The organism is Colwellia sp. MB02u-10 (genome assembly GCF_014077185.1).
Classification (GTDB): Bacteria; Pseudomonadota; Gammaproteobacteria; order Enterobacterales; family Alteromonadaceae; genus Cognaticolwellia.
Genome location: NZ_JACGVK010000125.1, coordinates 38,003 through 53,363, shown reverse-complemented (window position 1 = coordinate 53,363; position 15,361 = coordinate 38,003). Strand labels below are relative to the sequence as shown.

Here is a 15,361-nt window from a genome sequence, read left to right as displayed (position 1 = left end):
CTAAAAAGTGGACGATGCCGATAAGAAATTGGAAAACGGCCTTGAATCGTTTTATGATTGAATTTGAAGACCGTTTGAAAGATGTTATTTAAACCTGGCAGTTACACAAAATCTGTTACAGGGTCAAAATACAGCCCGAAGTTTGGTGTTTCACTTTGATATTCATTTGCCTCCACGCCAATATAGGCAAACTGTTACTTGTTATCTAGGTAGTCAATAACAACTTCATGATGGTCTTTTGTTTTAAACTTGTTAAACACATGCTCAATATTACCTTGTTCATCAATTAGAAAGCTTGTTCTTACCACGCCCATATTCTCTTTACCCATAAATTTCTTTAACTGCCATACATAGTACTTTTCACAAACAGCATGATCTTCATCAGCAAGCAGGGTGAAGTTCAGCTCTTGTTTATTAATGAAGTTTGTTAGTTTCTTTGGTGTGTCAGGGCTAATACCAAGAACTACAACATTGTGTGCATCTAATTCAGCTTTAGTATCTCGTAACCCTTGAGCCTGAAAAGTGCAACCTGGCGTTGAAGCGCGTGGATAAAAGTAGATTAGTACTTTCTTTCCTTGCAGCTCAGAGAGCGTAACTGGATTATTGTCTTGGTCATTTAGAGTGAAATTTGGTGCAGCTTGTCCGGGTTCGATTGCCATAAAATTTGTCCTTATCTCAATGTTTGCATAGACGGTGACTTATCCCCGTCCTATTTGGTACATTTTTAATCTGCTAAAGATGGCTACTTTAGGTGGTTAAAAATGTCTTGTCTAGAGTAAACACTAGGTAGGATGATCTTTATCTAAATTTACCGTCAATCACATTGTCTGGTCGCGTTCTCACAACCTTGACCATAGCCATTTCTCTTTCATAAACTGGCAGTATTTCATTAACTATTGTGCCATAAAACAGCGCTTGCTGCTTGAGCAGCAAGCGCTGTTTTATGGCTTTTAGCTGACTCGCTCTGCTCAACACGGTTATCGAGCGATTTAGCCTTCACCATGTCCTTTATATCTTCATGGTTACGAAGAGCACCTACCGACAGTTGTATCTGGATTATCAAAGTCCTAACGGTTTTGAATCAGTGGATAGAAAATTATAAATGGTTGCTTAACTAGGTGGACTGAATTTAGTTGACCACGTCAGTGAAAAGTGGCGCGTTATCACCGGCAATTAATGTTTTCATTTAAGCCTCTACAATAAGTTTGATTGAATTTTTTTTAGGCAACCCTGCACATCAAATTGTTCACACAATTGCAAGAAGTCGCTTTCAAGATGTTCGATACTGGTTTCTTCCATCAGCGCGATTAATATAGAGGCACTTATGTGATTGTTTTTCTGATTAATTTCAGATTTCAATGACGATATATCGATATTACGCGTCGCAAAAAATGCCGTAACAGCCTTTAAAATACCGGGTTGATCGATACCAGCATAATCAACCTGGTAATGATGAACATAATCTTGCTCTCGATAACCTGAGGTTCTTTTCATCATAGTGATCAACTCAAGTTCATGAGCGACAGCCGGTAATTTACTTTCTAATTGATGAATAGCTTTGTTGCTGCCGGTAAGCAGCATAATTAAGGTGAACTCTAGGCCAAATATTGCCATTCTACTGTCTAAGATATTACAGCCACACTCGCTGGCTAATTTGGTTAAGTCACTGACACTGCCTGTGCGATCTGGCCCCATTGCCGTTAATACTAAATATTCGCTCATCAATAAACCTAGCCATCATATTAAAAACGCTATTGTAACGCATGTCAGGCGACTAAAGCTAACAGCATGCTTAGTGTTTATTTTTACCTTTTAAAAAAACTAGATTTATTTACATAGGATAAAGTTAGTTACCCTAAAAATATAGAGAAAAGGCTGTAATGATCAGGGGTAATTAGGCGTGTATATTTATTTTATTTTGCCAGTGCCAGTGCCAGTGATAGTCCTGTTCTAATTAATTATGTTCTTAAAGCGCTGAGAGCAATATCCGCTGAAACGATAATAGGTTTATCTAAAGTGTTAGGCTGAACAGGACAAAGTGGGTTCGCGATATAGCCGTTCCACTTTAAAATAACGAGATTTTTGACGGTTAAAATAACAGGTAAAGCTAACTAATGTACATGCCGTTGAATTTACGATAATGTAAAAGAATATACCCGCTTATGCAGGATACATGGTTGCTTGGTGCCGGGTATATTATGACCAAACTGAATTGATACTCTAACTGAATTTTTAAATTTTGAAGAATTAATCATGGAGAATATATTATGAGTAAACCAGAACGTGCTTCAGATACCCCTTATGGCGTTGAAGTGGAGGCAAAAAAAAATTATTTTTGGTGTGCATGTGGTAAAAGTGAAAAACAACCTTTTTGTGACGGTTCACATAAAGGCTCTGACTTTACACCGGTAAAATATACGGCAAAAGAGTCCGGTAAAGTCTTTTTTTGTGGCTGTAAATCAACCAAAAATCAGCCTATGTGTGACGGTAGCCATAAGAGTAATTAATTCTAATTATAGTCGCACTTTGAATAGTTGGTTATTTTCGCTTTGCTTTGTAATCAACTTTTTATTTAAGGGGCTTTATAATGATGATGCATATAATTGAACATAGGGGTTGTTAATAGTACTTATATTTTTAATACCGTTAGCCGTAATGAAGCCGTTAGTAAGATCAGAAGTGCAGATCAGTAACCATCAACATACGTCACTATTTTACTATTTTTTATGATAAATATGCGGCAATATCTTGTGTTTGTATTTTCAGGCAAGTACCATGGTGCGCTGCTCAATTTAGCCCTATTACCATGAATTTGACGGCTTTTAAATAAATGAGATGATTTTGGGGAACTTAGCCCGGATTCAGTAATCAAAACGACGTTATTGATGTATTGCTTGAACTTTACGATGTTAACTTATCAGTTTGTCGTAATGACTAAAAATAATACTTATACCAATGGGTATTAATAAAACTAAACAAGCAAAATTAAATTAGAAAGATTCAGATTTGTATCCTCGGGAGTGTTAATGAATCGCAAGATATTTTATTTTTCATTATTAAGTGTCGCTGTTGCTAGCTGCGGTACTGTAAATAATAAGCAAGCGGTAGGCGATTTTGAATACGCGCAACAAAAAGAAGCAACAGCGTTAAAAATACCTGCAGGATTAGATAAACCTAAACAAGTTGAGACCTTTTTTGTTAGTGACGAAATAAACCATGAAGGTCCGATTGGTGGTGATGTAGATGTACGTGCACCTTCACTCGTTTTACCTATCGCGGCGTCAACACGCACAGAGAGCACTTCTGCTGCAGCAAAAGTATGGTTTGACCAAGTAATTGATGACGATGATCTAAAAAGTTTTATTTTAAAAGCCTTAAAAAGCCAGTTAACCACAGACAAAGTTGAATTAAAACAAGTAGACGATGAAGGTTTAGTTTTTGAGTCTGATTGGTATAACAAAGAAGTAGAAACAGGCACTTGGCCTTTTAAATCAATAGCAATATCGGAGAGTATTCGTTATCGCTATACACTTGAAAGTAAATCGCATGGTCGAAGTGTCGCGTTAATTGTTGAATTACTTGATTACATGAAAACAGATGCAGCCGGTGGCAGTAAAGTTATCGATATTATCGATCAACAACGTGCTGAAATGAATATGCTTAATGAAGTTATAGCGCAAGTTGATTTTCAATATCGTTTAAAACAGCAAGAAAATCGCTTATTACGTGCTAATCAAACCTTTGTTAGCTTAGGTGAGAATGCTTCTGGGGAGCCGGCCTATATTGTAGAAATGGATATAGAGCTATTCTGGTCTAATTTACCTTTATTTTTTGAAGATCATGGCTTTAGCATTACCGACCTTAATGAAACCACTAAAATTTATTATGTTGATTACGTAAAACCTGAATCTAGTCTGTGGGATAGTATTTGGGGAGATAGTATAGATGTTATAGATTTACCTAATGGTAAGTATAAATTTCAGCTAGAGAAAATGGCCGAAAAATCTGTTGTTACTTTATATGATGGTGAAGGTACAGCGTTATCTGAGGCAACTTTAGAGAAAATATTTAAGGTAATGGAAGCGGGCTTGTCATTTAAAGACGTTTTTTAATACTCAAATAATAGCAATGACTGTTACTTATAGAACAATAAAAAAACTCCGTTAATCGGAGTTTTTTATTTTATGGGTAATATCATTAGTCTTACCAACGGTTGCCATTTTATGAGGCGACTTTTGTGTTCTTGGTATGGTTTCTTTTAAATCGTTTAAACTTTTCTTACGTAAAGGTGTTTTTGCACTTTTTTGAAAAGTACTTAAATTACCAATTAAAATAGCTAATGCAATAATAACGATGACTGGGGCAATCCAGCCTTCATTTAACATGCTGGTCATAAATTAACGCTCCGCTTAAATGTGTAAATAAAATGGCTACAATACGCTCAATCATACTGATAATTAAACCTTTAATGATAGTTTCAAAAAGCGCTTAATAGTAAATAGCTAATACGAGTTAAGCATCAGCTACATTGACAATATAACGTTGATAAAGCTCAGGTAACAACGCGAGCAGTAAATTTTTACCTTGAATCTCACTATTTAATAATGTTTCTGCTAAAAGTGCTTCAGTATAAGCCTGTTGGTAGTGTTTAGATAATGGCAAGTATGAAAGATGCCATGGTTCTTGAGCAACACCGCCACGAAACTTATCGTAAGGTAAAAAGAAGCCATACGTTTTCGCATGTTCAGCTAGCCAAAGGGTTAAGGGATAGAAGTGCCCTGAAGCTTGGTATTCCCATGGCTCTAATGCTAAAGATTGCTCTGCGGGTAATAAATTTTTCGCATAAACGTCAATTTCACAGCCCCAATGATGGCGACTGGCTCCCGGCAGCGCAGAGAATAACATAATGGCGTGTATTTTTTCAGCTTCACTGAGTTGTTTAACCGCTAAAATTTGATTTGAGCCATCTTTAATGGCTGTTTTACCATAAAACTTATTTTGCCAAATCATGAGTTGTCGGTCAAAGCTGCGAAAGCCACTGGCAATACGCAACTCTATCCCGGCCTTTTTTGCGGCCAGCTGTAGTTGTTTGAATGCCGACAACATTTCAGTATGAATGCCAACATTAGGCGCTAGCCAATGAATATGACTTTCAGTTTTCCCGGTCAATATTAACTCAAGTTCTGACATTTTACGCATCGTTGGCTAAAACATTAACCAAGGTTTGATAGTAGACATCAGTTAATAAAATCAAGTCTTGTACCGCAACACATTCATTAACTTGATGAATAGTAGCATTACAAGGACCAAGCTCAACAAGCTGTGCGCCAGTAGGTGCAATGAATCGTCCATCTGAAGTGCCGCCACTGGTGGAAAGCTCGGTTGTTATATTGCAGCAAGTTTCAATCGCTTGTACAACAGAATCAACCAATGTACCTGGTTCTGTAATGAATGGCTTGCCGTTAAATATCCAGTTAATTTCAAAGTTTAATTGATGCCGAGTTAATAAGGCTTCAACTTTATCAACGATCATTTCGGCTGTTAATTCAGTGCTATATCGTAAATTGAATAATGCGGTTAAATGACCCGGCACGACATTGGTAGCGCCAGTGCCAGATTGAATATTAGACACTTGAAAACTCGTTGGTGGAAAATATTCATTACCATTATCCCAATGCATTTCGCTTAACTCGGCTAAAACCGGCATGGCCTTGTGAATGGGATTAATAACGTGATCAGGATAAGCCACATGCCCTTGTTTACCATGAACGTGTAATTCGCCAGAAATTGAACCACGACGGCCGTTTTTAACTATGTCGCCTAATTTATTGGTACTAGAAGGCTCACCAACAATACAATAGTCAATTTTTTCATTGCGGGCTTCAAGCGTATCAATCACACGTGTTGTGCCATTAATAAAAGGGCCTTCTTCATCACTGGTGATCAAAAATGCGATAGAGCCATGGTGTTTAGGATAGTCGGTAACAAATCGCTCGGTTGCTACTATCATCGCCGCTAAACTGCCTTTCATATCAGAGGCCCCGCGGCCATAAAGCATACCGTCAACGATAACGGGATCAAATGGCGGTGTGTTCCAGCTTTCTAAATTGCCCGCTGGCACAACATCGGTGTGGCCAGCAAAACAAAATACTGGCCCTGAAGTGCCTCTTCGAGACCATAAGTTAGTGGTATCTTCAAATACCATGCTTTCATTATTAAAACCTAACTTGGCTAAACGCTCAGACATGAGTTGTTGGCAGCCAAAATCTTCAGGGGTAACAGAAGGGCGTTCAATCAGTGCTTGTGCTAATGAAATGGTGCAATTGTTATGTTTTATCATGAGAATACTATATACCTAAAGTAAAATTTCTTGATATTGACTATCTTTAAAGCCAACCAAAAATGCTTGGTTGTGCTTAAGTAGTGGCCGTTTAATTAGCGTGGGTTGCGCTAAAATAATCTCGGTCATCACATCGTCAGTGAGGTTGTTTTTAATCTCGTCAGTTAAATTACGAAAGCTAGTACTGCGTTTATTTAACAGCAGAGTCAAATCGGCAGACTTTATAAACTCCTGTAGCAATTGTGGGCTGAGGCCATCGCTACGAAAGTCGTGGAATTGATAAGGGATATTTTGTTGCTCTAACCATTTTTTTGCTTTTTTTACGCTATCGCAGTTTTTAATGCCATAAAGTATTGTCATTTTATTTCCTGAATTATATCACTTGGTAGTTATGTTCTATTAACGCGGCTTTAGCGGCGGCAAACTTATCTGATTTTACTAAAACGTAGTCAGTGTCAAAAGTAGAAATGGCAAAAATACTGATTTTTTCATTTGCTAGCACTGTTGATATATTTGACATTATACCAGTTAAGGTAAAGTTGAGTGGGCCAACCACTTCAAATGCTTGCCAGCCAAGTTCGACTTCTTCACTGTCAATTTCAATATGCTCTGGAATAACAATTGAAATTTCGTCATAGGTTTTTGCTAAAAAAAATATCGGGGCATTAAATACCACGTCGGGTATTGAGCCCTCACGTCGTAAACTATGAATAGCAAACGTTTCAGATAAGCGCCGTAGGGTAAAGTTACTCATAAGTCGACTTTGCTTGTTTAAATGCTGATGTCGACACTATAGCGTTTAATAGCGTTTAACTCTAGGGGTTATACTCGCGTGGGTTTGAATTTAGTCACTAAATATTTGGTTTAAGTTAACTGGTTAACCTGTGTTTACTGCGCATTAAATTGATTATTGCTATCAAACTAGTGTATTTCTAAGTCTATTTGGCTATATAAAGCGAATTAATTGTATAAATTATAATATTGTACGTTTAATGTATCCACATAAGCTGTGGGTATCATTGTGTATAACTATTGTTTAAACAGTTAAGTAATTGTTTTTTATTTATTTATTTTGCTGGTTAAAAAATACCAGCTAATAATCTGTGTGAAAAGTCATAGATAAGTTGTTAAAACGCCGTATTAAGGAGTAAAACAGCTAAAGATCTACTTATTTATAGGGCAGATCTTTGTAATTACTGATTATATTGTTGGAAGACTACAAGTGTGTTGAAATTACAACCAATAAAAGGGGGTAAGTTATATCGCCAACCAAGACATCAGATATAAGCTTATAAATACTAGGAATTGCTGATAAATACTGATGCTGTATAATAAAATCTCATCAACTGTGGTCATTTTACTTAATACCATCGTATATAAAAAGGTACTATCTTTTAATCAACCGCTGTTGTAGGGTATCGCTTATGAAGTTATCTATATTAGAAATTATTTTACTTGGCCGAAAGTACATGAATTTATGGCCCTCACGCGTTGAACTCGGTGAATACTTTATGGAGTATCATGCGGTTAAAGTGAGCCGTTTGGTGTGTAAAGTGATGCCCGGCTTAGCCGTGTTTTGTTTAATCTTACAGTTGTATTTTGGCTCTATGGCTGCCTTACCTCAGGCGCTATTATATACACTTTGTATTATGAGCTTTCCATTACAAGCGTTGATTTTTATGGGGATTAAAGCCGATAAATTTCTTCCGCCTGCGTTAGCTAATTGGTACAAAGAAAGTGTCGCGCGTGTTAACCAAAGCGGTGGTGACATCAAGTTGTCAACTCAACGTCCACGTTATTTAGACTTAGCTCACTTATTAAACTTAAGCTATAAAAATAGCTATAAAACCTCTTAATTCTTTAGGCTGATAAGTAAAATTTATCAGGAAAGGTTATGACTAATAATGCGATACAGCTAATCTGTAGCGCATTTTTTTAGTTCGATTTTTGATAAAGCCTGATCAGAAAGTCAGCCTGACAGATAAAGTCATGCTGACTTAATAAGCTGTCTTTGGCTTCCTTACTCGCCTTAAAAGCAAAGGGTGTCATAGCCAATAAATTTAGCGTGTCTTGACCCGTTTTTAAGTGCATTTGATAAGAGATGTTTTCTTGGTGCACCAGTGCTAAATGTTCAATGGGCAATTTTTCTTCATCATGCTCTTTAGCGTCATGATAAATATGCTGCTTTAGTTGCATCAAATGCTGTTTTGCTGGCGTAACCGTTAACAAAAAACCACCGGCTGATAATACGCGCGTAAACTCTTTTTCTAAAATAGGCGCATAAACCGATATAATCCAAGAAAATAGGCTGTCACTAAAAGGTAATTTTGATAACGTCGCGACACTAAAGTGACATTGTTGATACTTCTTGCCAGCTTTTTTTATTGCTTCTTTAGCAATATCAACACCGTAAACAGTATTTTCAGTATTTTTATGTTGATGAGTATAAAAACCTTCACCACAACCGGCGTCGAGCACAATCGTTGGCTTGCTAGCATCAGTAAGCACTTTTTCTTGGTATAAAGCGACGAGTCTATCAACCAAGGGTTGATAATAACCTTGTTCTAAAAATTCTCGTCTAGCATTGACCATCGCCTTGTTATCACCAGGGTTTTTTGAATGCTTAAATTGCACGGGCAATAAATTTAAGTAATTTTCTTTCGCGCGATCAAAGCTATGATTATTCTCACAGCGAAACAGCTTTTCTTGATTTTGCAGAGGAAAACTACATATAGGGCATGCATAGTGGGTTGCAGTCATAGGGATCATTAATGTCTATTTTTAACAAAAAAGGGGGCTAGCCCCTTTTTACAAGTATGGTGTTAACAGTATAAGTTTGATTTTAAAATTATAAGTAGTATGTTACTTGGAAAGCTTTATTTACTGAACGTAGACCAAATTGGTGCATGATCAGACGGCTTTTCTATAGCCCTAAGTTCATAATCAATATCTGATTCAATACAGCGGCTAGCAAACTTTTTGGTTGCTAAGACGACATCAATACGTAAACCGCGATTATCATCAAAGCCACGAGAGCGATAATCAAACCATGAATATCTTTCTTCACGAGTTGGGTGTAATGACCTAAAGGTATCAATAAAGCCCCAATCCATTAAGGTGGCTAACCATTGTCTTTCTTCTGGTTGAAAGCTACATTTCCCGGTTTTTAACCAGCGTTTTTTATTTGGCTCACCAATACCTATGTCTAAATCAGCAGGTGAAATATTAATATCACCGATCACCACAATATTTTCATCAGGGGTATGGTGCTCATTTAAGTATTGCATTAAATCTTTATAAAATTGACGCTTGTAAGGATATTTTGTTTCATGGGCAATATTTTCACCTTGTGGAAAATAACCATTTAATACGGTAACTTTTTCACCATTCTCATCGGTGGTTTGTACCATGATCATGCGCTTTTGCGCTTCGTCATCATCGGTTGGAAAGCCTTTAGTGACCACGTCAGCGGCTTTTTTGCACAGCATAGCAACGCCATAATGCGCCTTTTGTCCATGAAAATAAACGTGATAGCCCATCGCCTCAACATCAGCGAGCGGAAATACTTCATCATGAACTTTAATTTCTTGTAGGCCAATAATATCGGGCTGATGTTTATCGATAATAGCTTGTAACTGATGCAAACGAGCGCGCAGGCCGTTAATATTAAATGAGATGATTTTCATATTGAAGCTCGATAATGATTTTGCGCTTATGCTACCAGAACTTAAGCAGTAGCAGTAGTCATATTGCGATGAAATTCAATGAGTATAGCTAAATTCAATCAACAATTAGTCCTTAAATAAAGGTGAGAATAAGCATCGCACAACAACCGATTATAAGAGGCACTCATGAGGTAAATATATTACAGCTTGAGTCATTTTTTAAGGACGCTTGGCAAATCTAAACCTAATTAAACTGATTTTCGAGTATCAAAGTATTTTTTACCTAATTGTAATGAACGATTACAGTATGTTTTTTACCCTTGTTATAAGCTGCATTATTGCGCTATATTCGATTAGTGGTGCTTTTATCTACTAAAAATTAACCGAGGGAATGGAAATGCAAAGACGTGATTTTATTAAGCTTACTGGCGTAGGCGCGGGTGGATTAATGTTGCCTATGTCTGGCTTCACGGTGTCAGCAGAGCAATTGTTAGATAAACCAATGGATGTGGCTTACAAGAAAAAATTAGCAGATATTGCTTTAAACGCCGCAAAAGCCAAAGGTGCGTCATATGCTGATGCGCGCATCGGTCGTTATCTCAATCAATTTGTTACGACACAAGAAAAGCGGGTTGATAATATTGTTAATACAGAATCTGCTGGTATTGGCATTCGTGTTATCGCCAATGGTACTTGGGGATTCGCTTCAACATCGAATATGACTCCTGATAGTATTGCTAAAACAGCGGAGAAAGCTGTAGCAGTGGCAATGGCTAACGCTAAATTTCAAACAGTTCCGGTGCAACTTGCCCCTGTAAAAGGGGTTGGAGAGGTCAGCTGGAATACACCGATTAAAAAGAATGCGCTTGAAATTCCCATTAAAGATAAAGTCGATTTGTTGTTGTCGGTTAATGACGCTGCAATGTCTAATGGCGCCAATTACATCACCTCTATTTTATTTTTAGTCAATGAACAAAAGTATTTTGCTTCAACAGACGGCTCATATATTGATCAAGATGTGCATCGCTTATGGGCGCCATTTTTTGCTACTGCGGTTGGCAAGTCTGGCTTTAAACAACGGACCGGTTTAGGTAATCCTGTGGGTATGGGCTTTGAATACTTAGACGGTAAAGAAGAAGATAAAATACGTATTTCAGGTGCTAATGTCGGTTATAAAAACTCTTACGACATGCTCGAAGATGCAACAGCAGCGGGTAAACAACTGCAAGCTAAGTTAAAGGCAAAATCTGTTGAACCGGGTAAATATGATTTAGTGTTAGACCCTGCACACTTGATGTTAACTATTCATGAATCTGTCGGGCATCCATTAGAGCTTGATCGCGTATTAGGTTATGAAGCTAATTTTGCCGGCACCAGTTTCGCCACGTTAGATAAATGGAAAAGCGGAAAATTTAACTACGGCGCTGATATTGTTAATTTATTTGCTGATAAGACTCAAGCTTATTCATTAGGTAATGTCGGTTATGATGACGAAGGCGTTAAGACAAAAGAATGGGATCTGGTTAAAGACGGTACCTTGGTCAACTATCAAGCCATTCGTGACCAAGTGCATATGATCGACCAAAAAGAATCCCATGGTTGTTGTTACTCACAAAGTTGGCGTGATGTGCAGTTTCAACGTATGCCTAATGTTTCCTTAACACCGAATAAAAAAGATTTGTCAGCTGACGATGTGATTAAAGAGGTTGAAAATGGCATTTATATCGCAGGGCGTGGTTCATTTTCAATTGACCAACAGCGTTATAACTTTCAATTTGGTGGTCAATTATTTTTTGAAATAAAGAACGGTAAAATTACCGATCAAATTGAAGATGTTGCTTATCAATCAAACACTCAAGAGTTTTGGAATAGCTGTACTCAGCTAGCGGGTAAGTCTGATTATCGCCTAGGTGGGTCATTTTTTGACGGTAAAGGTCAACCTTCGCAAGTAAGCGCGGTTTCTCATGGTTGTCCAACGACACGTTTTAATAATATCAACGTGATCAATACCGCTCGTAACGTGTAATTCAACTCATGTTTGACGATAAAATAAGCATATAAGGAAGCAAAGCGTCATGACAATTTTAACAGAACAACACGCGAAAAATTTATTGCAAAAAGTACTTTCATTTTCTAAAGCGGATGAATGTGAGTGTAGTTTAGATGGACAAGTAGGTGGTAACATCCGAACCGCCCGCAATACGGTTTCTACGTCCGGTGAACAAAGCGATTTAACCTTGGCTGTACAATCTACATTTGGTAAGCAAACCGGCGTTGCCACCATCAATGAGTTTGACGATGCTTCATTAATGAAAGTCGTGAAACGCTCTGAAGAGTTGGCAAAATTGGCACCTGAAAATCCAGAAAACATGCCAATATTTTCTAAACAGACATACAGTAAACCTGATAGCGCATTTGACTCAACCTCAAATGTTACGCCTGATGATAGAGCACAAGCAGCACAAAATAGCATTAAACCCTCTAAAGCGAATAAATTGGTCTCGTCAGGTTTTTTACAAGACGCGACAACCTTTGTGGCGATTATGAACAACAAAGGACTTTTTGCTTATAACAAAGCAACCAATGTCGAATTTACCGTGACTATTCGCACAGAAGACGGCAAAGGCTCAGGTTGGGTCAGTCGAGACTACAGTGACGTTAAACGCTTAAATACCAAAAAAGCATCGCAAGTTGCTATTGAAAAATCAATAGGGTCGGCTGATGCAAAAGAAATGGAACCTGGTAAATACACCGTTATTCTAGAGCCTGCAGCCAGTGTGCAACTGTTGAGTAATATGTTTGGCAGCATGAGTCAGCGTGCAGCTGATGAAGGCCGTAGTTTTTTAAGCAAAAAGCAAGAAGAAGATAAAGAAGGTGGGCCAACTAATCGCTTAGGTGAAAAGCTTTTTGATGAACGGGTTCATATCTATTCAGATCCAATGAACAGTGAGGCACCCTCAGCGCCATTTGCGGCTAACGGGCATAGCGTTGCTAAAACTGACTGGATAAAAGATGGTCGAGTGATCAATATGCCAAACTCACCTTATTGGGCCAATAAAACCGGTGTAGATTATGCGCCTACCGCCTACACAGGTTCAGGTTTATTTGGTGGTCCAGCGCAAATTATCATGGCAGGTGGTAATGACAGTATTGAAGATATGATCAAAGACACACGTCGCGGAATTCTAGTGACCCGTTTATGGTACATTCGTGCGTTAGACCCGCAAACGCTTTTATACACTGGGCTTACGCGCGATGGCACTTTTTATATTGAAAATGGTAAAATAAAACATCCAATTAAAAACTTCCGTTTCAATGAAAGTCCAATCATTATGCTCAATAATATTGAAGCGTTAGGTAAACCACTGCGTATTAATGGCAGTATGATACCGCCGATGAAAATACGTGATTTCACCTTTAGCAGCTTGTCAGATGCTGTGTAGTTAAACTGAATAATTCAGGTTAAGCATAAAACTTAATGAAAGACTAACCAGCAAAAGGGTAAACGAGTAAGTTACGTTTACCCTTGTTTTTTCTCGGATGTTTATGAATCGACGTAATTTTATTCGCACCCTCTCGTTACTTTCTGCTGGCGCTTTTAGCACACCGTTTTTACGTTTGAGTGCGCAAGAGCAAATTGACTTTTTTTTTACTCGCTTGAGTTATGAGTCAGGTGATTGGGAGGTTGATGAAAGAATGCCTGCGAATGTATTGAATTCTTTAATTGAATACACAAGTTTACGGGTTGATATTAAAGAACGTATTATAGCGTTATCGAACCCTCAAATGCTGACGGCACCCTTTTGTTATTTAGCGGGCCATCGCTTAGTGCAATTTAATATTGAAGAAAAACAAAATTTTCAACGTTATGTAGAAAATGGTGGGTTTGTTTTTGTCGATGATTGTAATCATGATATTGATGGCATGTTTGCTCAAAGTTTTGAGCGGCAAATGCGAGATATATTTGGTGAGCAAGCATTAAATAAAATTCCTAACGATCACCCCCTATATTCCTCCTTTTTTAACTTTGAAGGCCCACCTAGAACCTCAGTTGAACTTAATGGTTGGGGGGATGATTTAGTGCATAACCACCTAAAAGCAATAGAAATAGATGGCCGTATTGCGGTGTTGTACAGTAATAAAGATTTAGGCTGTGAATGGGATTATGACTTTCGCAACAAGCGTTGGCTAAAGGTCGATAATACTCGCTTTGCGGTTAATATTGTCATGTATGCAATGAAGAGTTAGTGGCTAGCATCAACTCAGAGCGAACTCGCATTAATGGTGCCTAGCAATAAACAAGTTATAAAATGGAAAATCAATGCAAGAACAACAAATAACCGTATTACTCGATAAATTGAGCCAAGTTAGTGATGAAATAGCTAAAGTTATTGTGGGTCAACAGGACATAATTGATGAGTTATTGATCAGTGTATTAGCGGGCGGCCATTGTTTACTGGAAGGTGTGCCAGGTCTCGCCAAAACCCTGATGGTAAGCTCACTAGCAAAAACACTCGCCCTTGATTTTAAACGCGTACAGTTTACGCCAGATTTAATGCCCAGTGATATTGTTGGCACCGAAATTTTGGAAACGGATCATGAAACCGGTGAACGCTTTTTTAAATTTCAAAAAGGCCCCGTATTTACCCATATTTTATTAGCGGATGAAATTAACCGCACACCACCTAAAACCCAAGCAGCTTTATTAGAAGCGATGCAAGAGCGTCGCATAAGTTATGCGGGCACCACTTATGATCTACCTAAACCCTTCTTTGTTTTAGCAACGCAAAATCCAGTTGAACAAGCGGGCACTTATCCATTGCCTGAAGCTCAGCTTGATCGCTTTGTCATGTTTATTCGTGTTGGATACCCAACGGAGCAGGAAGAAATTGAAATTATTAAACGTACCACAGGCAACGATCATAATGAACTTAGCGCTATACTCAGTGCTGACGATATTATCGCGTTGCAAAATCTTGTGCGCAGTGTCACGGCATCGAATGAATTGCTGGTTTACGCCGCAGGATTAGCGCGAGCGACACGGCCTGATAAGCACCAAGGTGAGCAGGATAAAAATATTAATGAACAGACAAAGCCTTGCCAAAGTGTTAATGAGCATGTGCGCTGGGGCGCAGGTCCTAGAGCAGGACAAGCTCTTATATTATGTGCAAAAGCACGGGCATTAATGTTAGGACGTTATGCTATTACCATCGCCGATATTCGCTTTGTTGCACCGGCCGTATTACGACATAGAATTTTAGTTAACTTTCAAGCAGAGGCGTTAAATATTACCCCAGATAATATTATTGCTGACCTGTTGGCATTTGTTGCAGTGCCAACAAGTCCACTGCAATAA

17 protein-coding genes are annotated in these 15,361 nt (G+C 38.2%); 7 read left to right on the top strand and 10 right to left on the bottom strand.

Going from position 1 to position 15,361, the window contains the following annotated elements:
* Positions 1–194: 194 nt before the first annotated feature.
* The 3 genes from bcp to H4J59_RS13140 form a co-directional block, all read right to left on the bottom strand.
* Entirely contained in the window at positions 195–659 is a 465-nt protein-coding gene (bcp, locus tag H4J59_RS13150) for a thioredoxin-dependent thiol peroxidase (RefSeq protein ID WP_182240075.1), read from the bottom strand.
* Between the two features lie 230 nt (positions 660–889).
* Positions 890–1,063 carry a hypothetical protein gene (locus tag H4J59_RS13145; RefSeq protein WP_182240073.1) on the bottom strand — a complete coding sequence of 58 codons (174 nt, stop codon included), beginning with the start codon at positions 1,061–1,063 and terminating at the stop codon, positions 890–892.
* A gap of 131 nt (positions 1,064–1,194) precedes the next feature.
* The gene (locus H4J59_RS13140) at positions 1,195–1,722 is read right to left on the bottom strand and encodes a glycine cleavage system protein R (protein ID WP_182240071.1); all 528 of its coding nucleotides are present in this window, start codon (positions 1,720–1,722) and stop codon (positions 1,195–1,197) included.
* A 545-nt stretch (positions 1,723–2,267) separates the two neighbouring features.
* On the opposite strand from H4J59_RS13140, the gene H4J59_RS13135 reads away from it, so the two are divergent.
* Positions 2,268–2,507: a CDGSH iron-sulfur domain-containing protein gene (locus H4J59_RS13135; protein WP_182240070.1), complete on the top strand. Its 240-nt coding sequence runs from the start codon at positions 2,268–2,270 to the stop codon at positions 2,505–2,507.
* 519 nt (positions 2,508–3,026) lie between these two features.
* Entirely contained in the window at positions 3,027–4,112 is a 1,086-nt protein-coding gene (gene bamC / locus H4J59_RS13130) for an outer membrane protein assembly factor BamC (protein WP_182240068.1), read from the top strand.
* A 51-nt stretch (positions 4,113–4,163) separates the two neighbouring features.
* On the opposite strand, the gene H4J59_RS13125 is transcribed toward bamC, so the two are convergent.
* The 5 genes from H4J59_RS13125 to H4J59_RS13105 form a co-directional block, all read right to left on the bottom strand.
* Positions 4,164–4,394 (bottom strand): hypothetical protein, encoded by a 231-nt coding sequence (locus H4J59_RS13125; protein ID WP_259369526.1) that lies wholly within the window; start codon positions 4,392–4,394, stop codon positions 4,164–4,166.
* A gap of 118 nt (positions 4,395–4,512) precedes the next feature.
* A complete protein-coding gene (locus H4J59_RS13120) occupies positions 4,513–5,190 on the bottom strand; it encodes a M15 family metallopeptidase (protein ID WP_259369525.1) in 678 nt (225 codons plus the stop codon).
* A 1-nt stretch (position 5,191) separates the two neighbouring features.
* Positions 5,192–6,340, bottom strand: coding sequence for a succinyl-diaminopimelate desuccinylase (dapE, locus tag H4J59_RS13115; protein ID WP_182240064.1), 1,149 nt, complete (start codon positions 6,338–6,340; stop codon positions 5,192–5,194).
* 15 nt (positions 6,341–6,355) lie between these two features.
* Positions 6,356–6,700 (bottom strand): ArsC family reductase, encoded by a 345-nt coding sequence (locus H4J59_RS13110; RefSeq protein WP_182185461.1) that lies wholly within the window; start codon positions 6,698–6,700, stop codon positions 6,356–6,358.
* Positions 6,701–6,713: 13 nt separating this feature from the next.
* A complete protein-coding gene (locus H4J59_RS13105) occupies positions 6,714–7,094 on the bottom strand; it encodes an ACT domain-containing protein (protein WP_182240062.1) in 381 nt (126 codons plus the stop codon).
* A gap of 670 nt (positions 7,095–7,764) precedes the next feature.
* On the opposite strand from H4J59_RS13105, the gene yfbV reads away from it, so the two are divergent.
* The gene (gene yfbV / locus H4J59_RS13100) at positions 7,765–8,196 is read left to right on the top strand and encodes a terminus macrodomain insulation protein YfbV (RefSeq protein WP_182240060.1); all 432 of its coding nucleotides are present in this window, start codon (positions 7,765–7,767) and stop codon (positions 8,194–8,196) included.
* Between the two features lie 79 nt (positions 8,197–8,275).
* Here the strand turns inward: yfbV and rlmA are convergent, their stop codons facing one another.
* On the bottom strand, positions 8,276–9,100 hold the full coding sequence (rlmA, locus tag H4J59_RS13095) for a 23S rRNA (guanine(745)-N(1))-methyltransferase (RefSeq protein ID WP_259369524.1): 825 nt from the start codon (positions 9,098–9,100) through the stop codon (positions 8,276–8,278).
* A 116-nt stretch (positions 9,101–9,216) separates the two neighbouring features.
* On the bottom strand, positions 9,217–10,026 hold the full coding sequence (gene xthA / locus H4J59_RS13090) for an exodeoxyribonuclease III (protein ID WP_182190530.1): 810 nt from the start codon (positions 10,024–10,026) through the stop codon (positions 9,217–9,219).
* A 376-nt stretch (positions 10,027–10,402) separates the two neighbouring features.
* Here xthA and H4J59_RS13085 point away from each other — a divergent pair, with 376 nt between their 5' ends.
* The 4 genes from H4J59_RS13085 (at position 10,403) to H4J59_RS13070 (ending at position 15,361) form a co-directional block, all read left to right on the top strand.
* Positions 10,403–12,031, top strand: a complete 1,629-nt coding sequence (locus tag H4J59_RS13085) for a TldD/PmbA family protein (RefSeq protein WP_182240056.1) — start codon at positions 10,403–10,405, stop codon at positions 12,029–12,031.
* A 49-nt stretch (positions 12,032–12,080) separates the two neighbouring features.
* The gene (locus tag H4J59_RS13080) at positions 12,081–13,448 is read left to right on the top strand and encodes a TldD/PmbA family protein (protein ID WP_182240055.1); all 1,368 of its coding nucleotides are present in this window, start codon (positions 12,081–12,083) and stop codon (positions 13,446–13,448) included.
* Between the two features lie 97 nt (positions 13,449–13,545).
* On the top strand, positions 13,546–14,253 hold the full coding sequence (locus tag H4J59_RS13075) for a DUF4159 domain-containing protein (RefSeq protein WP_182240053.1): 708 nt from the start codon (positions 13,546–13,548) through the stop codon (positions 14,251–14,253).
* Between the two features lie 73 nt (positions 14,254–14,326).
* On the top strand, positions 14,327–15,361 hold the full coding sequence (locus H4J59_RS13070; RefSeq protein ID WP_182240052.1) for a MoxR family ATPase: 1,035 nt from the start codon (positions 14,327–14,329) through the stop codon (positions 15,359–15,361).